The sequence below is a fragment of the Sphingobium sp. genome (assembly GCA_035196065.1).
Lineage (GTDB): Bacteria > Pseudomonadota > Alphaproteobacteria > Sphingomonadales > Sphingomonadaceae > Sphingorhabdus_B > Sphingorhabdus_B rara.
This window is the reverse complement of record CP136575.1, coordinates 889,569-912,742: the sequence shown is the minus strand read 5'-3', so window position 1 is coordinate 912,742 and position 23,174 is coordinate 889,569. Positions and strand designations below refer to the sequence as shown.

24 protein-coding genes are annotated in these 23,174 nt (G+C 60.4%); 15 read left to right on the top strand and 9 right to left on the bottom strand.

Features of this window, described 5'->3' with window-relative positions; all coding sequences use genetic code 11:
* Positions 1-93 precede the first annotated feature (93 nt).
* The 10 genes from purE (at position 94) to RSE16_04305 (ending at position 9,208) form a co-directional block, all read left to right on the top strand.
* Complete coding sequence (gene purE, locus RSE16_04350) at positions 94-585, top strand: 5-(carboxyamino)imidazole ribonucleotide mutase (protein WRH76705.1); 492 nt, start codon at positions 94-96, stop codon at positions 583-585.
* On the top strand, positions 582-1,652 hold the full coding sequence (locus tag RSE16_04345; protein ID WRH76704.1) for a 5-(carboxyamino)imidazole ribonucleotide synthase: 1,071 nt from the start codon (positions 582-584) through the stop codon (positions 1,650-1,652). The genes purE and RSE16_04345 overlap by 4 nt, the downstream gene beginning before the upstream one ends.
* A gap of 53 nt (positions 1,653-1,705) precedes the next feature.
* Positions 1,706-2,200 carry a dihydrofolate reductase gene (locus tag RSE16_04340; GenBank protein ID WRH76703.1) on the top strand — a complete coding sequence of 165 codons (495 nt, stop codon included), beginning with the start codon at positions 1,706-1,708 and terminating at the stop codon, positions 2,198-2,200.
* Positions 2,201-2,203: 3 nt separating this feature from the next.
* Positions 2,204-3,391 carry a dipeptidase gene (locus RSE16_04335; protein WRH76702.1) on the top strand — a complete coding sequence of 396 codons (1,188 nt, stop codon included), beginning with the start codon at positions 2,204-2,206 and terminating at the stop codon, positions 3,389-3,391.
* On the top strand, positions 3,388-4,320 hold the full coding sequence (locus RSE16_04330) for a bifunctional riboflavin kinase/FAD synthetase (protein ID WRH76701.1): 933 nt from the start codon (positions 3,388-3,390) through the stop codon (positions 4,318-4,320). Before RSE16_04335 ends, RSE16_04330 begins: the two co-directional genes overlap by 4 nt.
* Positions 4,317-5,153, top strand: coding sequence for a hypothetical protein (locus RSE16_04325; GenBank protein ID WRH76700.1), 837 nt, complete (start codon positions 4,317-4,319; stop codon positions 5,151-5,153). Before RSE16_04330 ends, RSE16_04325 begins: the two co-directional genes overlap by 4 nt.
* Before the next feature lie 74 nt (positions 5,154-5,227).
* On the top strand, positions 5,228-7,990 hold the full coding sequence (ileS, locus tag RSE16_04320) for an isoleucine--tRNA ligase (protein ID WRH76699.1): 2,763 nt from the start codon (positions 5,228-5,230) through the stop codon (positions 7,988-7,990).
* A complete protein-coding gene (gene lspA, locus RSE16_04315; protein WRH76698.1) occupies positions 7,983-8,513 on the top strand; it encodes a signal peptidase II in 531 nt (176 codons plus the stop codon). Before ileS ends, lspA begins: the two co-directional genes overlap by 8 nt.
* Entirely contained in the window at positions 8,510-8,755 is a 246-nt protein-coding gene (locus RSE16_04310) for a DUF3035 domain-containing protein (GenBank protein WRH76697.1), read from the top strand. Before lspA ends, RSE16_04310 begins: the two co-directional genes overlap by 4 nt.
* A gap of 12 nt (positions 8,756-8,767) precedes the next feature.
* A complete protein-coding gene (locus tag RSE16_04305; protein ID WRH76696.1) occupies positions 8,768-9,208 on the top strand; it encodes a DUF3035 domain-containing protein in 441 nt (146 codons plus the stop codon).
* A gap of 18 nt (positions 9,209-9,226) precedes the next feature.
* Here RSE16_04305 and dxs read toward each other — a convergent pair whose 3' ends face one another.
* The 3 genes from dxs to RSE16_04290 all read right to left on the bottom strand — a co-directional run bounded on the left by dxs (position 9,227) and on the right by RSE16_04290 (position 12,109).
* Entirely contained in the window at positions 9,227-11,158 is a 1,932-nt protein-coding gene (dxs, locus tag RSE16_04300; GenBank protein ID WRH76695.1) for a 1-deoxy-D-xylulose-5-phosphate synthase, read from the bottom strand.
* A gap of 63 nt (positions 11,159-11,221) precedes the next feature.
* Positions 11,222-11,683 carry a transcriptional repressor gene (locus RSE16_04295; GenBank protein WRH76694.1) on the bottom strand — a complete coding sequence of 154 codons (462 nt, stop codon included), beginning with the start codon at positions 11,681-11,683 and terminating at the stop codon, positions 11,222-11,224.
* Positions 11,684-11,728: 45 nt separating this feature from the next.
* Positions 11,729-12,109, bottom strand: coding sequence for a MerC domain-containing protein (locus RSE16_04290; GenBank protein ID WRH76693.1), 381 nt, complete (start codon positions 12,107-12,109; stop codon positions 11,729-11,731).
* Positions 12,110-12,269: 160 nt separating this feature from the next.
* Between RSE16_04290 and RSE16_04285 the strand changes: the two genes are divergently transcribed.
* The gene (locus RSE16_04285; protein WRH76692.1) at positions 12,270-12,962 is read left to right on the top strand and encodes a CHAP domain-containing protein; all 693 of its coding nucleotides are present in this window, start codon (positions 12,270-12,272) and stop codon (positions 12,960-12,962) included.
* Between the two features lie 74 nt (positions 12,963-13,036).
* Positions 13,037-13,417: an STAS/SEC14 domain-containing protein gene (locus RSE16_04280; protein WRH76691.1), complete on the top strand. Its 381-nt coding sequence runs from the start codon at positions 13,037-13,039 to the stop codon at positions 13,415-13,417.
* On the opposite strand, the gene uvrB is transcribed toward RSE16_04280, so the two are convergent.
* The 4 genes from uvrB to tsaD are packed head-to-tail and all read right to left on the bottom strand — an operon-like array spanning position 13,414 to position 19,150.
* On the bottom strand, positions 13,414-15,600 hold the full coding sequence (uvrB, locus tag RSE16_04275; protein WRH76690.1) for an excinuclease ABC subunit UvrB: 2,187 nt from the start codon (positions 15,598-15,600) through the stop codon (positions 13,414-13,416). The genes RSE16_04280 and uvrB overlap by 4 nt on opposite strands.
* 51 nt (positions 15,601-15,651) lie before the next feature.
* Entirely contained in the window at positions 15,652-17,136 is a 1,485-nt protein-coding gene (locus RSE16_04270; GenBank protein WRH76689.1) for an oligosaccharide flippase family protein, read from the bottom strand.
* A complete protein-coding gene (locus RSE16_04265) occupies positions 17,133-18,119 on the bottom strand; it encodes an NAD(P)H-dependent glycerol-3-phosphate dehydrogenase (protein WRH76688.1) in 987 nt (328 codons plus the stop codon). The genes RSE16_04270 and RSE16_04265 overlap by 4 nt, the downstream gene beginning before the upstream one ends.
* On the bottom strand, positions 18,116-19,150 hold the full coding sequence (tsaD, locus tag RSE16_04260; GenBank protein ID WRH76687.1) for a tRNA (adenosine(37)-N6)-threonylcarbamoyltransferase complex transferase subunit TsaD: 1,035 nt from the start codon (positions 19,148-19,150) through the stop codon (positions 18,116-18,118). Before tsaD ends, RSE16_04265 begins: the two co-directional genes overlap by 4 nt.
* A 41-nt stretch (positions 19,151-19,191) precedes the next feature.
* On the opposite strand from tsaD, the gene hemC reads away from it, so the two are divergent.
* Genes hemC through RSE16_04245 form a run of 3 tightly spaced genes read left to right on the top strand, consistent with a single transcriptional unit; the run spans position 19,192 to position 21,583 of the window.
* Complete coding sequence (gene hemC, locus RSE16_04255; protein ID WRH76686.1) at positions 19,192-20,100, top strand: hydroxymethylbilane synthase; 909 nt, start codon at positions 19,192-19,194, stop codon at positions 20,098-20,100.
* Positions 20,097-20,810 (top strand): uroporphyrinogen-III synthase, encoded by a 714-nt coding sequence (locus tag RSE16_04250; protein WRH76685.1) that lies wholly within the window; start codon positions 20,097-20,099, stop codon positions 20,808-20,810. The genes hemC and RSE16_04250 overlap by 4 nt, the downstream gene beginning before the upstream one ends.
* Positions 20,807-21,583 carry a hypothetical protein gene (locus RSE16_04245; GenBank protein ID WRH76684.1) on the top strand — a complete coding sequence of 259 codons (777 nt, stop codon included), beginning with the start codon at positions 20,807-20,809 and terminating at the stop codon, positions 21,581-21,583. The genes RSE16_04250 and RSE16_04245 overlap by 4 nt, the downstream gene beginning before the upstream one ends.
* Before the next feature lie 19 nt (positions 21,584-21,602).
* Here the strand turns inward: RSE16_04245 and RSE16_04240 are convergent, their stop codons facing one another.
* Entirely contained in the window at positions 21,603-22,679 is a 1,077-nt protein-coding gene (locus RSE16_04240; GenBank protein WRH76683.1) for a glycerophosphodiester phosphodiesterase, read from the bottom strand.
* Positions 22,680-22,729: 50 nt separating this feature from the next.
* Complete coding sequence (locus RSE16_04235; protein ID WRH76682.1) at positions 22,730-23,080, bottom strand: arsenate reductase; 351 nt, start codon at positions 23,078-23,080, stop codon at positions 22,730-22,732.
* Positions 23,081-23,174: the final 94 nt, after the last annotated feature.

Below are 23,174 nucleotides of genomic sequence, written 5' to 3'. Positions count from 1 at the left end.
CGCGAGAACAAAGGTAAAATCTGCGAGCGATTGCGCGCGCGGCACACCGCCGCTAGAGAGCAGGAAAGGCGCGCGGCGCATTACAGGGGATGAATGGTGGACAATTCGGCACCTTTGGTCGGCATCATCATGGGTAGCCGCTCGGACTGGGAAACGATGCGCGAGGCATCGTCTGTACTCGCGGCGCTCGGTGTTCCGCACGAATGCAAGGTGGTGTCCGCGCACCGCACCCCCGAACGGCTATATGCCTATGCCAAAGGCGCGGTTGGCCGCGGGTTAAAAACGATCATTGCCGGCGCAGGCGGCGCGGCGCATCTGCCCGGTATGGTCGCTTCAATGACGCGATTGCCAGTACTCGGCGTCCCCGTACAGTCGAAGGCGCTGGATGGCATGGACAGTCTGCTGTCTATCGTCCAGATGCCTGCCGGCATTCCAGTCGGTACATTGGCGATCGGCAAGGCCGGCGCGACCAATGCGGGCCTGATGGCTGCGGCGATGCTGGCAACCAGCGACCCCGCACTCGCGGAGCGGCTCGACGCCTGGCGGCAAAAACAGAGCGATTCGGTTAGCGAGACACCCGAATGAGCGCGCTGCCTCCCGGTTCGACCATCGGCATTTTGGGCGGTGGCCAGTTAGGCAAGATGATGGCGCTGGCAGCTGCCCAAATGGGCTATCGCTGCCACATTTATGCGCCCGAACCGGTATCGGTGGCGGCAGAGGTGTCGGCGCATTTCACCTGCGCCGACTATGACGATGTCGAGGCGCTGACAGCCTTTGCCAAAAGCTGCGACGTCGTGACCTATGAATTTGAAAATGTGCCGGTTGCCCCGCTGCATGCCATTGAAGCACTGGTGCCGATCCGCCCGGGCATTCGCGCGCTGGAAATTGCGCAGGACAGGGTAGAGGAAAAGCTGTTCGCAATTGGACTGGGCGGCCGCACGGCATCATTCGAAATTGTCGGTGACAGACAGGAAGCGAGCCCTGCGCTCGAAAAAGTCGGCTTTCCCGCAATATTGAAAACGATCCGCATGGGTTATGACGGCAAGGGCCAGATCCGCGTCGCCGAGCCCGGCCAGATTTCCGAAGCCTGGCACCAGCTTGGCCGCCAGCCGTCCATCGTCGAGGCGGTGGTCAATTTCGACGCCGAGTTTTCAGTAATCCTGGTGCGCAATACGGCAGGCGACATCCGTTATTGGGATAGCCCGCGCAACCGCCATGAAGGCGGCATCCTTTCGCAATCGACCTTACCGGCAGGCCCGCTGATCGAAAGCCAAGTCGGCGTTGCGCGGGCATTGGCCGCAGCAGCTGCAGAAAAGCTGGATTTTGTCGGCGTCATGACGATGGAATTTTTCGCCACCGCGGATGGCCCACTGTTCAACGAAATGGCCCCGCGCGTCCATAATAGCGGCCATTGGACGATCGAGGGTGCGGCAACGAGCCAGTTTGAGAACCATATCCGCGCAGTCTGCAACCTTCCGCTGGGAGCAACCGAACTGGTGGCTGAGCGCGTCGAAATGGCAAATCTAATCGGCGCCGATGCTGATCGCTGGCCCATGCTTTTTGCAGATAATGACGCCCATGTGCATCTTTACGGCAAGGGCCAAGCCTCACCGGGTCGCAAGATGGGGCATGTCACCCGCCTCTATCGCTAAGGCAGCGATCGGCGTCTTGTCAGGCGGCCCCGCTTAGGGCAGAGCAGGACGTGATGGATCATCCGGTCATTATCATGGTAGCTGCACGGGCCGACAATGGCGTGATCGGCGTTGATGGCGACCTGCCCTGGCGCATCCCTGCCGACCTTCGCCATTTCAAGCAGATCACTAAAGGCCGCCCGATGATTATGGGCCGCAAGACTTTTGACAGCCTGCCCGGCCTGCTCGAAGGCCGCCGCCATATCGTGCTCACCCGCAATGCTGACTGGGAAGAAGAGGGAGCGGAAGTCGCCCATTCGGTCGATGAAGCGCTGAAACTGGCCAATGGGCCGCACGTATGCGTGATCGGCGGAGCCGAAATCTACCGACTGTTCCTGCCCCATGCAGACCGGATCGAACTGACTGAGGTGAAAGCAAATCCTGCGGGCGATACCGTGCTCGAACCGTTCGACATGAGTGTCTGGCGGGAATTGATGCGGGTTGCGAACCCGGCCGAAAACGGCCAGCCCGCGTTCGATTTTGTAACCTTGGTGCGCAAGGAGGGGTAGCGCATGCGTAAATGGCTATGGGGGCTGGCCATCCTGTTGCTGGTGGCAGGGATAGGCTTTTTCGGCTTTGCGCCGGGCTATGTCGAATCGTCAATGAACCGGATTGACGGCAAACCGCTGCCCAAGGTGAGCGATCGGGCGATCGCGCTGCACGAGACGCTGACCATCGTCGATCTGCATTCGGATACGCTGATGTGGAAACGCGATATGATGGACCGGGCCGACCGCGGCCATATGGACCTGCCCCGCCTGTCCGAAGGCAATGTCACACTGCAGGTGTTTTCCAGCGTCACCAAGACCCCCAAGGGTCAAAATTATGACGCAAACAGCGATGACAGCGACAATATCACACTGCTCACCATCGCCCAGCTGCAACCGATGCGGACTTGGGGGTCGCTGCTCGAACGCTCACTCTGGCATGCGACCAAACTCGACCATGCAGTCGCCGCATCGAACGCAACTCTAGTCAAAACAGTCGGCCCGGCGGAACTTGACGCGATGTTGGCGCGGCGTGCAGCAGGTGGCCCTGCCATGGGTGCCCTCCTCTCCATCGAAGGCCTTCAAAACCTCGAAGGCAAGGCATCGAACCTCGACAAGCTCTACGCCGCCGGTTTCCGCATGGCGGGGCTGACCCATTTCTTCGACAATGAACTGGCCGGATCGATGCACGGCCTCAAAAAAGGCGGGCTGACGCCTATGGGCCGCGAAGTCGTTCAGCGAATGGAAGATATCGGCATGATCGTCGACATCGCCCATTGCAGCCAGCAATGCGTCACCGAGATATTGGCGATGGCGCGGCGTCCGGTCGTGTCCAGCCATGGCGGGGTGCAGGCGACTTGCAAGGTCAACCGCAATCTTTCGGATGAACATATTCGTGGGGTCGCGAAAACCGGAGGCATTATCGGGATCGGTTATTGGGATGCGGCCATCTGCGATACGTCACCCGCCTCTATTGCGAAGGCAATGAAACATGTGCGCGACCTTGTCGGTATCGACCATGTCGCGCTCGGCTCCGACTATGATGGCGCAACTACGGTGCGTTTCGACACCTCGAAACTGGTGCAGGTCACACAGGCATTGATCGATACAGGCTTCACCGATGATGAAATCCGGGCCGTCATGGGCAGCAATGCCTTGCGCGTGATCCGGGAAGGATTGAAACCCATGGCGAAGGCCAAACCTGCCGCATGACTATTCCCCGTCTTTCGTCGCGTGACTCTATCCCCGATGCCTTGCGTGGCGGCATCGCTGCGCTTGGCAATTTTGACGGTTTCCATTTGGGTCATCAGGCGGTCGCTGGAGAAGCAATTGCGCAAGCAAAGGCGCAAGGCCGACCTGCGATCATCGCAACCTTCGATCCCCACCCGGTGCGCTATTTCACACCGGATGCGCCGCCCTTCCGGCTGACCACGCTTGACCAGCGCCAGCGGCTGTTTGAAGCGGCTGGGGCCGATGCGATGCTGGTGTTCGAATTTGATGCGGCGCTTGCGGGCACATCCGCAGAGGATTTCATCGACAGGCTGCTGATCGAACGGCTCGGCCTTGCCGGCGTTGTTACTGGCGAAGACTTCACCTTTGGAAAAAAGCGCGGCGGCAATATTGGCGTGCTGCGCGAACGCGGCGCGGCACAGGGCCTTTCAAGCCTTGCGGTCGGCCCGGTGACTGACGCAGGCGGCGTGATTTCCTCCAGCCGCATCCGCGACGCGCTGCGCAGCGGCGACCTTGCAAGTGCAAACCGCCTGCTCACCCGTCCCTTTGCGGTCGAAGCCCCCGTCCAGCATGGCGACAAAAATGGCCGCCTGCTCGGCTTTCCGACGGCAAACATGGATCTCGGCAAATATCTGCGTCCGCGCTACGGCGTCTATGCGGTGCGCGGCCGCCTGCCAGATGGCCGGTTGCTCGATGGCGCGGCCAATGTCGGCATCCGTCCGCAATTCGAGCCGCCCAAGGAATTGCTAGAGCCCCATTTCTTCGATTTCGCCGAGGACCTTTATGGCCAGACGATCGAGGTCGAATTCCACGCTTTCCTGCGACCCGAGGGCAAATATGAAAGCCTAAAGGCGCTGACTGCGCAAATCGCCCAGGATTGCGCGGATGCGAAGGTGGCTTTGCAGAGATGACAGTCTCTAAACGCACCACCATCATCATCCTCGCGCTTGTCGCTTTGTTCTTTGCCTTCACGCTGCACCATGCAAGTTGGCGGGCAGACGCGCCGACGGGCGGGCCAAGGCTGGTCGCTGATCGCGGTGTTGCGCCGGTTCTTGGCAATGATGGCTGCGTCTCTGCGGCGAATGCGGGCTATGGCGCGGTCGCGGTGGGGCCGGATCTTGCCGCGCTGCAACTTGCGGCAGGCGCGGGTGCACAAGCCATCCACATTCCCCTCGAAAGCGAAGGCCGCAGGCTGGTCCCCGCGCGGCAGTTCGAAAGCAAGTGCGCCGCCGATCTTGCCCAGCCCCGGCCCGATATTGCCACCACCGCCTATAGCCTTTCACGCCCCGACCTGTTCTGGCAGGCCGAGGGTGTCGACGCGGCCCGCGCGCTAGTCGCGGCCCTGCCAGCAGGGGACCTACGACATATGCTGATCGGCGATGATGCCGCTGTGCAGGCAGCCAAAGCTGAACGCCCTGCCATGCGCGCCTTCACCATCGCCGCTGCACGTAAATGCGCGGCGGACTATCGCGGTTCGCTGCTCGGTTCGGTCCCCGAAAGCTGCAACAATGGCGTGATGCTGCTGACGCTTGATGATCTTGGCTTCACGCTCTGGGGTTGGCCCAACCGCTTCCTCGACCGCATGGCAAAAGCGAAGACCATGGTGATCATCGCGCAGAGCGTGGAGGGCGCGACGATCAAGGGCCTCACCGAACCCAGCCAATATGGTGAGATCGCCAAAGATTTTAATGGCTATATCTGGGTGGACAAGATCGAGGAACTGGGCCCCGCCTTGCGGCGGTGAATTCCCTCTGCCCTTGGGAGAGGCACTTCTAGGGCTTTATCCCTGCCGCGTAATCCCCTAAGCACCCGCGCGATATGACCGAAAAGCAAGACTATAAAGACACCGTCTTCTTACCCAAGACCGATTTCCCGATGAAGGCTGGCCTGCCGCAGAAGGAGCCGGGCATTCTTGCCAAATGGGAAGCCGACGACCTCTACCATAAGCTGCGCGAAGCACGCGCCGGGCGGGAGAAGTTCATTCTCCATGATGGGCCGCCATATGCCAATGGCGACATGCATATCGGCCATGCGCTCAACCATATCCTCAAAGACATGGTCTGCCGCACGCAAAGCCTGCTCGGCAAAGACGCGCCTTATGTGCCCGGCTGGGATTGCCATGGCCTGCCGATCGAATGGAAAGTCGAGGAGCAATATCGCAAGAAAAAGCTGAACAAGGATGAGGTTCCGGTCAAGGAATTCCGCGCCGAATGCCGCGCCTATGCCCAGCATTGGGTGAATGTACAGCGCGAACAGGTGAAGCGGCTGGGCATTCTGGGCAATTGGGACAAGCCCTATCTGACGATGGATTTCGACAGCGAGGCGACGATCGTTTCCGAACTGCTGAAATTCGCCGAAAGCGGCCAGCTCTATCGTGGAGCGAAGCCGGTGATGTGGTCACCGGTCGAAAAGACCGCGCTGGCCGAGGCCGAGGTCGAATATGAAGATATCACCTCGACGCAAATCGATGTGGCGTTTGAGATTGTTGAATCGCCCGAAGTTCCAAAGCTAGTCGGGGCATTTGCAGTAATCTGGACAACAACGCCTTGGACGATCCCGGTTAATCAGGCGATCGCTTACAACCCGGCTTTTGAACAGCTAAGCTACGAAGCCTGTTACGGAGTTTACGCAGCTTCGGATGGTCGCCGATACATATTGTCTCAAGCGCTAGCTTCTGCGTTCGCTGCTCGAGCTGGCTTGGAACTTACTTTAGAATCTGCACTATCTGATGTTGCATTGAGGGGCGCAGTCGCCCGCCACCCGATGCACCATCTGGGCGGCTTTTTTGCCAAGCCCCGCCCCTTCCTGCCCGGCGACTTCGTTACCACCGACAGCGGCACGGGCCTTGTCCATATGGCGCCCGACCATGGCGAGGATGATTTTGACCTGTGCAAAGCCAACGGGCTGGAGCCGCAATTCGCAGTCGAGGGCGATGGCAAATATCGCGCCGACTGGGCTTGGCTCGGCGGGCAGGGCAGCGTCATAAACCCCAAATTCAACGCGCCCGACGGCCCCATCTGTGAGGCGCTGCGCGAGGCGGGCGGGCTGCTCGCCGCCAGCGCGGATTACAAGCACAGCTATCCGCATAGCTGGCGCTCCAAAGCCAAGGTCATCTATCGCTGCACCCCGCAATGGTTTGTGCCGATGGACAAGGGCGACGACAGCCTGCGTCAAAAGGCCATGACCGCGATCGCAGACACGCGCTGGGTGCCCGAAAAGGGCCGCAACCGCATTGGCTCAATGGTCGAAGGCCGTCCAGACTGGGTGCTTTCGCGCCAGCGCGCATGGGGCGTGCCGATCACTTTATTTGTCGATCGCAAGACCGGACAGTATCTCAACGACGCAGAGGTCAATGCCCGTATCGTTGCTGCGGTGCGCGAAGAGGGCGTCGATGCCTGGGAAGCCGCCCGCGCGCAGGAATATCTGGGCGACGCTTACAAGGCCGAAGATTATGAGCAGGTGTTCGACATACTCGACGTCTGGTTCGATTCGGGCTGTACCCATGTCTTCACGCTGGAAAGCGGACGCTGGCCTGAACTGAGCTGGCCCGCCGACCTCTATCTTGAAGGCAGTGACCAGCATCGCGGCTGGTTCCAGTCCTCACTGCTGCAAAGCTGCGGCACACGCGGCCGCGCGCCTTACAATGCCGTCCTCACCCATGGCTTCACCATGGACCAGAAGGGCCTGAAAATGTCCAAGTCGGTCGGCAACACCGTCGACCCGCTGAAGGTGATGGAAACCAACGGCGCGGACATCATTCGGCTGTGGGCGCTGTCGGTCGACTTCACCGAGGATCACCGCATCGGCGATGAAATCCTAAAAGGCGTGGCCGACCAGTATCGCAAGCTACGCAACACCTTCCGCTACCTCCTCGGCGCGCTCGACGGGTTCCGCGAGGAGGAACGAGTCAGCAATGTGGCGGACATGCCGGAATTGGAGCGTTATGTGCTTCACCTGCTCGCCGACATGGATGCGAAGCTGAAAACAGCGGTCGATGATTTCGATTTCAACAGCTATGTCCGCCTGCTGAGCGACTTCGCGAATAACGACCTGTCGGCCTTCTTCTTCGATATCCGCAAGGATTGCCTCTATTGCGACGCACCGGAGAGCTTGAAGCGCCGCAGCTATCGCACCGTGCTCGACACGCTGTTCCATGCGATGGTGCGCTATGCCGCACCAGTGCTGGTGTTCACGGCGGAGGAAGTGTGGGGGACACGTTACCCTGAGGCCGGCAGTGTGCATTTGCTGGAATGGCCGGAGGTTGATACCGCCACCGACGCTGAGTTGGCCGATCGCTGGTTACAAATTCGCGCTTCGCGTACCTTGGCGACCGAAATCATTGAGCCGATGCGACGCGAAAAGATCGTCGGCTCCAGCCTTGAAGTTGAATACACCTATGCAGGCAACTTCGGCGACATTGATCTAGCAGAAGTGTTCATTGTCTCGGCAGTACATGGCGGTTCGGAGGACAAAGCTGCGAAGACAACCAACCACAAATGCGGCCGATGCTGGCGGCATTTGCCTGACGTGAGCGAAGATGGCACATTGTGCGGGCGTTGCGACGAGGTATTAAATGGCTAACCCCAAATATCGCATCCAGGGCCTGATGCTCGCCAGCCTGCTGTTCATCACCGATCAGGTGGTGAAATATGTCATGCTCGGCCCGCTCGCGCTGCAAAGCCGGCGGCAAATCCACATCGTCTCCTTCTTCGACCTGACCTATGCCGAAAATCGCGGCGTATCGATGGGCTTTCTGGAAGCGGGGAGCGAGCTGGAACGTTGGTTGCTGGTCGGACTGACCGCGCTGATCGCCGGCGTGGTTGCAATGTGGATGTGGCGCGAAAAACTGCGCGGCGATGTGCTGGCGCTTTCAATGGTGCTGGGCGGGGCGCTCGGCAATATCGTCGACCGGGTGCGCTATGGTTATGTGGTCGATTATGCCGACCTGCATTTCGGCAGCTTTCGGCCTTTCTGGATTTTCAACCTTGCCGATGCCTGCATCACCATCGGCGTGCTGATATTGCTTGCCCGCGCCTTCCTTATCCGCGAAAGCAAGGACGTTCAGCCTGCGTCAAGCGACGCGGACATAGCGGAGAGACCATGACGCGCAAATTGATCATCGCTTCATCAAGCCTGTTGGCGCTGACCACGCTTTCGGGTTGCGGTTCCAGTGGCGTTTTTGATCGCGACCGGCCCGATGAATTCGCCGTCGGCCGTGCAGCGCCGCTTGCCATCCCGCAGGATCTTTCCACTCTGCCCGCGCCGCAACCAGGTGCTGCCCGCCCGCAGGATGGCGACAGCAAGGCTGCCGTACTCGAAGCCATGTTCGGCGCCCCGAAGCAATAAGGACCCTTACCCATGTCGCGGAAATATTTGCTCGCTGGTGCAGCCATCATGCTCACAGGGCTCAGTGGTTGCCAGTCGATCGGCAACGCCTATCAGTCGCTTTACAACCTCGATGTTCGCGGGGACAGCGCCCCAACGCAGCCAACCACCAGCCGCGTTGCACCGCTTGTCGTCCCGCCAGATTTTGCCTTGAAGCCAGGTCAGATTACCCTGACGCGCAGCCAGGATGGCACCACACCTGATCAGGTGTTGGAAGCAATGTTTGGTGGCCCGGCGCAACGGTCAGCCGGTGAACGCGCCGTGGTTGCGGCGGCTGGCGCCGCTGAAATGGGCATCCGTTCGACCGTAGGTGACCCCGAAACGACAACAGTCAACAAGGGCGCCGTTACGCGTGACATCATCGCCGCACCCGAAGGCGATGGTCAGGCCGCACAGGCAGCCATTCCGCAGTAAAATTGAGCGGTCCGGGCTTTACGCCCGAACCCCGGCTTCCTCCACGCCCGCGCTGTTGTGGCGCAGTGCCTTCAGAACGGTTTCGACGATATGCAGCGCGTTGAGGCCGGCTTCGTCATACTGTTGTTGCGGGCTTTCATGTTCCTGGAAAATGTCAGGCAGGCGCATCGTGCGGATCTTCAGGCCGGCGTCGGTCAGGCCAAGATCACTGGCCAGCGTCAGCACATGCGCGCCGAGCCCGCCAATTGCGGCCTCCTCCACCGTCACGACCACTTCATGGGTCGCCATCAGGCGACGGATCAGTTCTTCATCCAATGGCTTTGCAAAGCGCATATCGGCAACTGTCGTCGACAGGCCCTTGGCATCGAGCGTGTCGGCCGCCTTCAATGCCTCTGCCAAGCGGGTGCCGAGTGAGAGGATCGCGACAGTCTTGCCTTCGCGGACGACCCGGCCCTTGCCGATTTCCAGCTGTTGCGGAACTTCGGGCAGCGGCACACCGACGCCATTTCCGCGCGGATAGCGGAAGGCGATGGGGCCGCTGTCATGCAGGGCTGCAGTATAGGTCATATGCACCAGTTCCGCCTCGTCCGCGGCGGCCATCACCACCATATTGGGCAGTGTCGCCAGATAGGTAACGTCGAACGATCCGGCATGGGTACTGCCATCGGCCCCGACCAGCCCGGCCCGGTCAATTGCGAAACGCACCGGCAGATTCTGGATGCAGACATCATGCACCACCTGATCATAGGCGCGCTGCAGAAAGGTCGAATAAATTGCGGCAAAGGGACGCATGCCCTGTGCGGCAAGGCCAGCGGCAAAGGTTACGCCATGCTGTTCGGCAATGCCTACGTCAAAGGCGCGGTCGGGGTGTGCCTGCGCAAATTTGTCAACGCCGGTGCCGCTGGGCATGGCGGCGGTGATCGCGACAATCCGGTCGTCGGTCTCGGCCAGTTTTGCGAGTGTTTCGCCAAAGACATTCTGATAGGCTGGCGGACCGCCGCCCGGGCCCTTGTCCTGCTTGCCGGTGACCACGTCGAATTTGACGACGCCATGATATTTGTCGGCTGCCGCCTCTGCAGGCGCATAGCCATGGCCCTTTTTGGTGACGACATGAATCAGGCACGGGCCTTCTGCGGCATCACGGACATTTTCGAGGACGGGGATCAGATGTTCGAGATTATGCCCGTCAATCGGGCCGACATAATAGAAACCCAATTCCTCGAACAAGGTGCCGCCCATCGCCATGCCGCGGGCAAATTCGTCTGTCTTGCGCGCGGCAATGTGCAGCGGCTCGGGCAATTTGCGCGAAATCCGCTTTGCCACTTCGCGCAAGGAAAGGAAGGGCCGCGACGACACGAGCCGCGCCAGATAGGCCGAAAGCCCGCCCACCGGCGGCGCAATCGACATGTCATTATCATTGAGGATGACGACCAGCCGGTTCCCCGCTGCCTGCGCGTTGTTCATCGCTTCATAAGCCATGCCTGCCGACATCGACCCATCGCCGATCACGGCAATCGCCTTGCCCGGTTTGTTGTTCAGCTTGTTGGCGATGGCAAAGCCAAGCGCCGCCGAAATCGAAGTCGAGCTGTGCGCCGCGCCGAAGGGGTCATATTCGCTCTCAGTCCGCTTGGTGAAACCCGAAAGCCCGCCACCGGTGCGCAAGGTGCGAATCCTGTCGCGTCGGCCGGTAATGATCTTATGCGGATAACATTGGTGGCCGACATCCCAGACCAGCCGGTCTTCGGGGGTGTTGAAGACATAATGGATCGCGGTGGTCAGTTCGACCACACCCAGCCCGGCACCCAGATGCCCGCCGGTTACGGAGACCGCAGAAATGGTTTCGGTGCGCAATTCGTCTGCAAATTGGCGCAGTTGCGAAGGCTGCAGCGTTCTAAGGTCTGCCGGGATCTTCACCTTGTCGAGCAAGGGTGTGACGGGTTTGTCAGTCATCAAATCAGCTTTAACGATGTTTCAGGGAAGTGTCGAACGGGATATTTTCCCGTGGGCTTGGACCTAATCGCAATCACCGCAGGTACCGCGCACCTCTACAACGGGACGGACGACATGAAAACCTGCGGCCTCAGCCGCCTTGCGGACATTGCTGGTCAGGCTGTCATCATCGATATGGGTGGCAGCGCCGCATCGGTCGCAGATCAGGAAAATACAGTCGTGCAGGCAGCCAGGATGCGAATTGGCAAGATAGGCGTTCGCGCTTTCGACACGGCTGGCAAGGTTGTTCGCTACAAACAGATCGAGGATCCGGTAAACACTGTTCGGCGCGACCCTCTTTCCGCGTTTCTGCGACACAAGGTCTGCAATATCATAGGCCGACGCAGGCTTTTCAAAGGTGGCAAGCACTGCAAAAATATCGGCACGCATGTCGGTCCATTGTTCGCCAGCGGCCGTCAAGGCAAGTTCGGCCGCCTGTGCAAGATCCGACCCATGATGTTCATGATGATGATGTAGCCGCGCCATAGCTGGAATTTAGGCGCTCCGCGTCAGAAGGGCAAGCGCCGCCTGTTAGTTCCGGCGCGCGGCGCGCAAGTTCATGAAATGGCCGAGCGCGAGAATGGCAACCCCAAGCATGGTGAAGGCAATTTCGCCGCCGCCATGGGGAAGTGTGAGCGCCCATATCATAACCCCGATGCCGATCGCGCCGATCGCTGCGGGCAACACAAACCGGTGCGCAAGCATACCGCGCACCAAAGCGATCGCGCCGAACAATATCGCAAAAACCAACCCGACTTCATGGATGAGGGGTGAGAAGAGTGCGCCGCCAACCGACGCAAAAATCGCGAGCAGTACGGAAGTTGCAAGACAGTGCATCAGGCATAGCCCGGCAATACCGAGCCCCAGCCCATCCCATCGCGATTGACGCCAGATTGCCTGCATTGTTGTCATCGATACTGCCTTACGCGAATCCCTATGCCATGCCTGATCCGACGTTACAACATTACATTTGATATAATATCTCTTCGTCGTGATTAAATTTTCTGCCTCTCCTGCCGTTAACCATTTCGTTTAGCCGCATTTTTGCCATCTCCGCATTAGGTGGTGGGCAATGCGCACCGCCCTTCTCTCCCTTTTGCTTTTCGCAACCCCGGCCCATGCGTTGAATGAGGGGCTGCAATGCGTGCCCTTTGCCCGCGCGCTTACCGGGGTAGAAATCCGGGGTGATGCCCATAGCTGGTGGGATCAGGCGGAAGGTCGGTATGAACGGGGAAGCCGGCCGAAGGTGGGCGCGGTGATGACGTTCGTTCCGCATGGCAATATGCGCTTGGGCCATGTCGCGGCGGTGCGGCGGATCATCGACAAACGCACGCTTCTGATCAGCCACGCCAATTGGTCAACGATTGACGGCGTTCGCGGTCATATCGAAGAGGATGTTCGCGTCATCGATGTATCCGAGGAAAATGACTGGAGCCGGGTGCGCGTCTGGTACACACCCAATGGCGCATTGGGGACGACCGAATGGCCGCTCCATGGATTCATCTATCCTGATCGGCCACGCAAAGAAGCTGAGGCACGTAAGGCGCTTGCTGCGGTGCTTGCGATCACACCGCGCCCGGCCTCGCCCACCCTCGCGGCAACCATGACGCCGCGCGAATCGACCAACCTTGCGCCAAACCAAAAAGCTGCCGCGCGAAACGCAATTGCGCCGCCAACCCGTGCAGCAGGATTTGCGCTGTCCTCGGGGCTGCTGGCAGAGATCGACCGCAAGGCCAAAAAGGAAAAGCCCCGCGCCGCCTCGTGACGCGTTTTGACGCGAGTCAATGACAGCATGGAGGGCCGCGTTCAGCATAGGGCCTTCAGCGAAAGGAGGCTGTCATGCTCAAAGTCGAAACCGATGTGCCTGCGGGCTATCTTGAACTCACCGTCGACGGTGCAGTCGACAAGGAAGATTACCAGGCAGCGGTCGATGCCGTTGACCTGCTGCTGCAATCGCACGCGCAATTGAACGTCGTCGAAGTGGTGCGCAATATTGGCTGGATCGAACCCGAAGTCTGGTGGAAGGATTTGCTCTTCCACCTCGCGCACCGCAATTTCATTCACCGCGCTGCCGTCGTCAGTGATTCGGGCTGGGTAGGCCCCGTCACCCGCATTTTTGCGCCCTTTTACCCCGCGGCCATCCGCACCTTCGGGCTGGACCAGCTCGAACATGCGCGGCAATGGGCAAAGGTCGGCGATGTGAACAAGGCGGCGGATTAGCGCCCGAATTTCCGCTGCGTCTTGCCAAAGCGCATCTTTCGCGTCCCCGGCCGCCCTTCGGTGGCGCGGCCCTTGGGGGCGGCGACACGTTTTTCATGGGGCAAGCCCAGTTCCTCGGCCTCGAGCGCGCGAATTTCATCGCGCAGGCGGCCAGCTTCCTCAAATTCGAGGTCGGCGGCGGCGGCACGCATCTTCTTTTCCAATTCTTCGATATAGGCTCGGAGGTTATGACCGACGAGGTTGTTGGCGCCTTCGGCATCGATTTCGACCAAGACCCCATCCCGGCTGGCGGTGTCAGCTACGATATCGTGAATGTTACGCTTGATCGTGGTCGGTGTGATGCCGTGCAGTTCGTTGTAAGCGCGCTGCTTTTCACGGCGACGGTCGGTCTCGCGCATCGCGCGTTCCATGCTGCCGGTGATGCGGTCGGCATAAAGGATAACGCGCCCTTCGACATTGCGCGCGGCGCGGCCGATCGTCTGAATCAATGAAGTTTCGCTGCGCAAGAAACCTTCCTTGTCGGCATCGAGGATGCACACCAGCCCGCATTCGGGAATGTCGAGGCCTTCGCGCAGCAGGTTGATGCCGACGAGCACGTCATAGACGCCCAGCCGCAAATCACGGATCAGTTCGATACGTTCCAGCGTTTCGACATCGCTGTGCATATAACGGACGCGCAACCCCGCCTCATGCATAAACTCGGTCAGATCCTCCGCCATCCGCTTGGTCAGCGTCGTCACCAAAGTGCGATAGCCGGCCTCGGCCACCTTACGGCATTCGTTGATGCAATCCTGAACCTGATCCTCAACCGGTTTGATCTCGACCGGCGGATCGATCAAGCCGGTCGGGCGGATCACCTGTTCGGCAAAAACGCCACCGGTCTGCTCCATCTCCCAATTGCCCGGGGTGGCTGACACGCTGACCGTTTGCGGGCGCATCGCATCCCATTCGTTGAAGCGTAGCGGCCGATTGTCGATACAGCTAGGCAAACGGAAACCATATTCGGCAAGGGTCAGCTTGCGTCGATGGTCACCCCGCGCCATCGCGCCAATCTGCGGCACCGTCTGGTGGCTTTCATCAACGAACAGCAATGCATTGTCAGGCAGATATTCGAACAAGGTCGGCGGCGGTTCACCCGGCAAGCGGCCGGTGAGGAAGCGCGAATAATTTTCGATGCCCGCGCAGCTTCCGGTCGCGGCAATCATCTCCAGATCGAAATTGGTGCGCTGTTCCAGCCGCTGCGCCTCAAGCAGCCGGCCTTCGGCGACCAGCTCCTTCAGCCTTTCCTCCAGCTCGAACTTGATCGCGGCAGCCGCCTGCTTCATCGTCGGCCCCGGGGTAACATAGTGCGAATTGGCATAGACACGCACGGCGTTCAGCTTCGCGCCTGCCTTGCCGGTCAGCGGATCAAATTCGACGATTTCTTCGACCTCATCACCGAACATGCTGATCCGCCAGGCCATGTCTTCAAAATGGGAGGGGAAGAGTTCGAGATTATCGCCGCGCACGCGGAAATTGCCACGCACAAAAGACGCATCGTTGCGCTTGTACTGAAGCGCGACCAGCTTGCGGATCAACTCGCGCTGGTCGACGCTTTCCCCGACCTTTAGGTCGAAAATCATCGCCGAATAGGTTTCGACCGATCCGATACCATAAAGGCAAGAAACCGAGGCAACGATCAGCACATCATCCCGTTCGAGGAGTGATCGGGTGGCCGAATGGCGCATCCGGTCAATCGCCTCGTTCACGCTCGATTCCTTTTCGATATAGGTATCGCTGCGCGGCACATAGGCCTCTGGCTGGTAATAATCGTAATAACTGACAAAATATTCGACGGCGTTTTCAGGGAAAAAGCTTTTGAATTCGCCATAAAGCTGCGCGGCGAGGATCTTGTTGGGCGCCAGCACCAGCGCCGGTCGCTGCAACGCCTCCACCACCTTTGCCATGGTGAAGGTTTTGCCCGAACCGGTGACGCCGAGCAGCACCTGATCCTTTTCCCCCGCGAGCGCGGTCTCCACCAATTCCTTGATCGCCGCCGGCTGATCGCCTGCGGGCTGGTATTCAGAGACAAGCTTGAACGGACGCCCGCCCTCCACCTTTGCCGGACGCGCCGGACGGTGCGGCACAAAATTGCCGTCTGTTTCGGGCTCTTCTAGGCCCCGGCGGATGATCAGTTCGGCCATAACTTCCCTGTGCGCGGGTTTGGGAGTGGGGGCAAGGGGGATGCGCCCACCCTATTTCTTGAAAAGCACCCGATCCTCCGGGCCAAAGCCCCAGCGCCAAATCACCCAAAGATAGACGCCAAGGATCGCCGGAATGCCAAAGGCAAGTTCCGCCCATTCGGGAAGCTGGGTTGCACCTACGCCGATGATCGTGGCGGCGGCAACCGCGGGCAACAGGCTCCACCGCCAGATGCGGATCGGCTCGCCCAATATCCGAGCCAGAAGGACCACCTTGGCGAGCGAGGCAACGCCCAGTGCGAGCATCAATGCGCAAGCCACGGCAGCGGCCTGGGCAAGGCCAAGATACTCCGGTTTCAGCCCCAGCATCGGCACCATCTCGATCAGGATCAGGCTAAGCACCACCTGCAGGCCAAGCATGAACAGCGACAGGATGAGGTTGCGGTGCCGCGCCATATAGACAAGCGCACTTTCACTGACCACGGCCGTCGCGGCGGCGACCTCTGCCGCAAGAAGGAAGGCCATGGCCGCCGTGCCGCCGACAAATTCCGGGCCGACGAGCCCCATAACCGCTTCGCCTGGAATGCCGAGTGCAAGGGCGATTCCGGCCTGTGCGGCGATGATCCAGAAGCCCACCTGACCAACCTGCCGTGCAATTTCGCGATAATTTTTCGCCTGCAAATTACGGGTGATTACGGGGCCGAGGATCGGATCGAAGCTCGATTTCAGTTTCTGCGGCAGGCTGGCGACCTGCTGCGCAACATAATAGATGCCTACCACGGCGGGGCTTGCGAACAGACCGAGGATCGCAAGGTCTAGCCGGCGGCTACCCCATTCAATGGCGTCGGCCGCGGCCAGCGGCAGATTGCGCCGAGCCAGCCCGTAAAGCTCCGCCGGACGGGGGCGCCAGCCGCGAAGACTTCCATAGCTGCGCCAGAGCGGCCAGAGCGCAGCAAACATGGCAGCAATGATCGATGCAACATAGGACAGGATCAGGCCATCGCGCGCCGAATAGAAAAACAGCAGGCCGGCGGCGATGCTGATTGTCCAGGGTTCCACAATCGCACGTGCCCGCACGGTCGAGGCGACATCAAAGCGATAGGCCAGCGCAGCAAGCGCGATTTCGGTCCAGACAATGGCAAAGATCGTGAGGGGCAGAAACCGGTCGAGCCCGTTAAGCGCACTGTTCGGAAACATCAGCTGCGGTAACGCGATCAGCACTGCCGCCCCAATCGCCGATGCAAAAGTTGCCACCAGCATCGCATCGCCGACGATATGGGTATCGGGCCGTTCCTGCCGCGACAGCGCCTCGGCTAACCCGCGGCGCAGACCGATCGTTGCCAGTTGCGCGACAAATTCGACAATCAGGATTGCATAGGCAAAACGCCCTAGTACTTCCGGCCCGTAAAGCCTTCCCGCAATGAACAGGAAAGGCAGGCGTGCGGCCAGACGCAGGACAAAGCCGAACACGTTGGTGCGTCCGCCCTTGGCCAGCGCTTTGAGGTCTGCCTCATCTTGCCCCGAAGTTGAAGCTGTCAACGTTCGGCCTTCAACGGCCGGGCGAGCAGCGCCCCGATCACCTCGTTCACGCTGGCACTGCCTGCAAGCAGCGCGCAGACCGCCTCTACGATAGGCATCTCCACGCCCAGCGCCTGTGCGGACTGGTGCAGGACCGGCGCGGTGAACGCCCCTTCGGCAACTGTCCGCCGGTCAGCCATCAGCTCAGCTGCCGGTTTTCCTTGGCCGAGCCCGCGGCCGAGCGAGAAATTACGACTATTTTCGGAACTGCAGGTGAGCACAAGGTCGCCTAGTCCCGACAGCCCGCCGAGCGTGTCTGCACGCGCCCCGCGGGCAAGGCCATAACGTTGCATTTCGGCAAATCCACGCGCAATCAGAGCTGCCCGGGCGTTGAGGCCAAGCCCCGCGCCGTCAACGACGCCGCAGCCAATGGCGAGCACATTCTTGACCGCGCCCCCAATTTCGGCACCAACAACATCATCGGACCAATAGGGTCGAAAGGCAGGCGTCGCGACCAGCCGCATCAACTGCGCACCCAATGGCTGGCTTTCGCAGGCCAAAGTGATCGCAGTCGGCTTACCGGCCGCCACTTCATGCGCGAACGTAGGGCCCGATAGCACCGCGAGCGGATTGTCGGGGCGCTGCTGCGCCACCACTTCGGAGACGAGCAACTGCGTCCCTGCCTCGATACCCTTTGAGCACAACAACAGCGGCGCCTTGATATCGGGCAGCCGGTCGAGCGTGGCGCGCAGATGCTGTGCCGGCGTAACTAGGAGCAGCGCCGAACAATCCGCCATGTCGGTCATGTCGCCCGTCGCCTGAATTTGCGAAGGCAGCGGGATGTTCGGCAAATAAAGCGGGTTACCCTGCCCGCCATTGATCGCGGCCACCACTTCGGGCTCGATTGCCCAAAGCAGCACGCGGTCATGATTTTGTGCCATGACGCAGGCAAGAGCCGTGCCCCATGCCCCCGCCCCGACCACGCCTATTGGCGGCCCGCTCATGCCTTCACCCCCGCGCCGCGTGCAGCCTCTGCGTTCGGGTCAAGTGGCCAGCGCGGGCGCGCCGCCACGTCCAGCGGGTCGGTCATCCCCGCCGCGAAACGTTCTGCACCTGCCCATGCGATCATCGCGCCATTATCGGTGCACAGCCAGTGCGGCGGCGCGACGAAGCGCATGCCGTGCCGGCCAGCCAGAGCCTGCAACATGGCGCGCACCGCTTCATTGGCCGCAACGCCGCCGGCGACAACCAGCGCGGGCAGTGGTTCAATCCGTGCAAGGCTATATTCGAGCCGGTCCTGGAGGCAATCAACCACGGCCTGCTGGAACGAAGCGGCAATATCCTCTGCACGATGCTGCCCGCTTTCATGGGCCCGCAGAACGGCACTTTTTAGCCCCGCAAAGCTGAAATGCGGTTCGTCTGCACCTTTCAACGGCCGCGGCAGCGGCACCGCCTTCGCATCACCATTTTTCGCAGCTCGTTCGACCGCGGGCCCACCGGGAAATCCGAGGCCCAATATCTTCGCGCTCTTGTCAAAGGCTTCGCCTACGGCATCGTCGATTGTCGTTGCCAACCGGTCATAATCGCCAACGCCATTCACGCGCAGCAACTGACAATGCCCGCCCGACACAAGCAGGAGCAAATAGGGAAATTCCAACTCTGCATCGACCAAGCGGGGCGAGAGGGCATGGCCTTCGAGATGGTTAACCGCAATCAGCGGCTTGCCCGCCGCCATGGCGAGCGCCTTGGCCGTCACCAGCCCGACCATAACGCCGCCGATCAGCCCGGGGCCAGCCGTTGCCGCAATTGCATCGACATCATCAAGCGTCAGCCCTGCATCGGCAAGCGCGGTCTCGACAAGCGGGGTCATGAGGTCAGCATGCGCACGCGCGGCAATTTCCGGCACCACGCCGCCAAAGGCGCGGTGATGATCTTCCTGCCCCGCCAGCGCATGCGCCAGCACCGTGCGGTCAGACCGCACCAGCGCGGCAGCGGTTTCGTCACAACTCGATTCAAGGCCAAGGATGATTGCCATCCGCTTCCCCTTAGGCGCAGCCCCCGCTATGGACAAGCCGCATGACCCCATCAGCCTCTTCGCCCTTGCGCATCGGAACCCGTTCTTCGCCTCTCGCCCTTGCCCAGGCCGAAATGACGCGCGCCGCGCTGGTTGCCGCACATGGCTGGCCGGTTGCAGCTGTCGCGCTGGTGCCGATGCTGTCAAGCGGCGACAAGGTGCAGGACCGGCCACTGGCCGAAATCGGTGGCAAGGCGCTCTGGACCAAGGAGCTGGAACGCGCGCTAATTGACGATGAAATCGATATTGCGGTGCATTCGATGAAGGATGTCGAAACCGTTCGCGCAGACATTTTCTCCATCGCCGCCATGCTGCCACGTGCCGATGCGCGCGACCGGCTTATCGGGGCGCATAGCATTGCCGCATTGCCGCAAGGTGCCCGTATCGGCACATCGAGCCCACGGCGCGCTGCCCAGCTAAAGGCGCTGCGGCCTGACCTCCATACTGGAATGATCCGGGGCAATGTTGCGACCAGGCTTGCGAAACTAGCCGAAGGTGAATTTGATGCGACGCTTCTCGCCGCAGCCGGGCTCGACCGGCTAGGCATGGCTGATACCGGCACCGCAATCGATCCGGCCGAGATGCTACCTGCTGCATCGCAGGGTGCGATCGGAATTGATTGCCTTGCTGCACGGCCCGCTATTGCAGACCTCCTCCAGCCGGTGAACGATGCCACTACCTTTGCCTGCGTCATGGCAGAGCGCGCTTTCCTCGCTGCACTGGGCGGCACCTGCCATTCGCCGGTGGCGGCACAGGCCCGGATGGAAACAGGGATGATTATCCTGCGCGGCCAGATATTGAATGAGGATGGCAGCGAATGCCATGAAGCCGAAAGCAATGACCCTGTCGCTCTCGCCGCTGAACTTCTTGGCCGGGCAAGCCCCGCGCTCGCGGCCTTGTTCACGCCATGAGAATCCTGATCATCCGTCCGGAACCTGGTGCATCCGCCAGTGCGGCACGGGCCCTGGCGGCAGGTTTCGAACCGGTTTGCCTGCCCTTTTTCGAAATTGCACCACGGCCATGGCAAGCACCCAATCCACAGCTGTTCGACGCTGTCATGGTCACGAGCTCCAATGCGATCCGAAAAGCCGGGGCTCAACTAGACAAACTGCATAGCTTGCCATTTCACGCAGTCGGCGCGCGGAGTGCAGATGCCGTAAGGGATGCCGGCCTCACCCTTGCCTCGACGGGAACAGCGGGCGTTGAGGCGCTGGTCGCATCAGCTGCAGCGGCCGGACATAGCCGGCTTCTCTGGCTTGCTGGTGAAGACCGCACCAAGATAAATCCGCCAGCCGGCTCCACAATAGATATCTTGACCATTTATGCGTCTGATCATGTTGCGCTGGGTCCAGAGGCCGGGGCGATGATCGCATCTTGCCCCATAGTCGCGCTGCATTCGGCGCGGGCCGCAGCCGCCTTTGGCGATTATGTCGACAATTCAGGCTTAACGCGCCAAAGATTCACACTGGCGGCCTTTTCACCGGCAATTGGCGCGGCCGCCGGACGGGGCTGGGCGGGTATTGCGACGGCCGCCACGCCCGATGACGCGGCACTGTTGTCGCAGGCGCACATGCTTGTTAGACAGACGCTCAAGAGAAACGACAAGGGAAACGGGTTTTGAACTGGAGAACGGGCACAGCCTTGGCGATACTCGCCTTTATCGGGGGAGGTCTTGCGATAAGCTGGCTATCTTCATCGGGTCTGATGCCATGGAGTGCGGCGCCGCAGGTTCAGAACGAAGCAGAGTCCGGCCTTTCAGATCCCGCGCCACCCATCGCCAATCCGATGACGGCTGCGCCGCTGGTTCCCCAAATCATTCAGCCCATCGCTGATTCCACGCGCACCGAAGCCATGCTAACCGTGATGGCTGCCCGCCGCGCAATCGCGAGTGGCGCGCCATTAGGGGATGTCGCTGCGCGATTGCAGGCAAGCTTCGGAACCACCCAACCACAAGCTTTATCAAAAATTCTGGCCGCTGATCGTGAAAGGCTGACTCCGGCAGTGCTGCTTTCCGATTTCGATGCCATTGCCCCGCAACTTGCCCGTGAACCAGCAATGACCTGGGACGGTCTGCAGCGCGAGCTGGCTAGCCTGTTTGTGCTGCGTCGTACGGGGTCGCCTCCGGAAACGGTCGGCGGCCAATTGCAGCAGACGCGAGATTATCTGGCAGGTGGTAATGTTGAGGCCGCGATGCGCTTTATCGAAACGCTGCCGGGTGCCAGCAATGGTCAGGCATGGAAGACAAAGGCCCGCCGCTATTTGGATACACAGCGCGCGCTCGACCAGCTTGAAGCCGCCGCAATTGCGCTTCCCGTTGCGCCTGTCGCTCCGCTGGTTGCGCCTGAGCAGCTAGCGCCCGCGCCGGCCACCGGCAAAGACACAACGCAGCCCTGAACAGGATGCACTAGGCTGGCTATTCGCGCGTTCGCGCCATAACCGCCTCTGTCACATTGTCGCTGAACATCCCGTCGATCCCGGTATCAAGAAAAGCACGAATCTCGCCTACAAGATCGCCATGACCCGCCGGGTTCAACCCGGATTTGTGACTGAGCGGCAGGAAATAGTTTTCGCGCCGCATCGTCCAAACATGCACCTTGAGGCCCGCGGCATGGGCATTGGCGACAAGCCCTGTCGGTTGCCCAAGATTGCCGATAAGCGTGCGCGGAATCACCATCGCCTTTTCAACGCCGATCCCGTCGGCATAGCTGGCAACCTCCTTGAGCCCCGCAGGCGTCGCCATTTCGGCATAGCTTTGCTCTGCATCGTCCGCCGGCCCGCCATCGGCCGACATGAGTTGGATCAGCGGCAGCTTCGTCTTTGGCCGCAACGCCTTCAGATTTTCGACCTCAAAGCTCTGAATGAACACCGGGCTACCCTCGTCCGCCATGCCATGCGCGGCAAGCGTCTGCAGCAAAGGCGCCTCATGCGGCAGGCCGATGGCGGCGAAATAGGATGGATGCTTGGTTTCGGGATAAACCCCGATTATGCGCCCAGTCTCCTCGCTTTGGGTGCGCGCAAGTTCAAGAATTTCCGCAAAGGTCGGGATGTCGAACTGGCCGTCAAAGGCGGTGTTTGCCTTGCGCAACTGCGGCAACCGCTCCCGCGCGCGCAGCGTCTTCAGTTCGGCAAGGGTGAAATCTTCTGTGAACCAGCCGGTGAATTTATGGCCGTCAATGATCTTGCTGGTCCTGCGATCGGCAAATTCGGGGCGACTGGCAACGTCGGTGGTTTCCGAAATCTCATTTTCGTGCCGGGCGACAAGCACCCCGTCCCGCGTCAGGACCAGATCGGGTTCGATATAGTCCGCACCCTGCTCGATCGCGAGGGCATAGCTGGCTATGGTATGCTCGGGCCGCTCTCCACTCGCACCGCGATGCGCGATGATGATCGGCGTGCCAGTTGACGCGGTCACCACAGCCTCACCCTTCGCCAAGGAACAGGCGGCCAAAAAGGGCAGCAGCAAAAATGGCAGAATAAGCGGTCTGATCATCGCACATCCTTTCCCTGCCTTTCATTGCAATTGCGTGACGGCGCCGTGGATCATGCACCAAAGGCAGTTTCCCATTCAGCGGGCTTGAAGCCAACAAGCAGGCCGCCCGGATATTCCACTACTGGCCGCTTGATCATGCTTGGCTGTTCCACCATCAGCGCGACCGCCTTTGCCTGATCAAGACCGGTCTTTGCATCATCCGGCAGTTTCTTGAAGGTCGTGCCTGCACGATTAAGGATAGTCTCCCATCCTTTTTCGTCGCACCAACGCTCCAGCTTCTCGGCATCGGCACCCGCTTTCTTGTAATCGTGAAAAGCATAGGCGAGTCCCTTGCCGTCGAGCCAGACGCGCGCCTTTTTCACCGTGTCGCAATTAGGGATGCCGTAAAATGTGATGCTCATAATGCCTCTTATTCTGTGCGTGCCGCATCTAGCTATGCCGGACCGCGCGAGGCAAGCGATGCTTTCCCCCTTATTGGGCATCGGCTATGCGTCG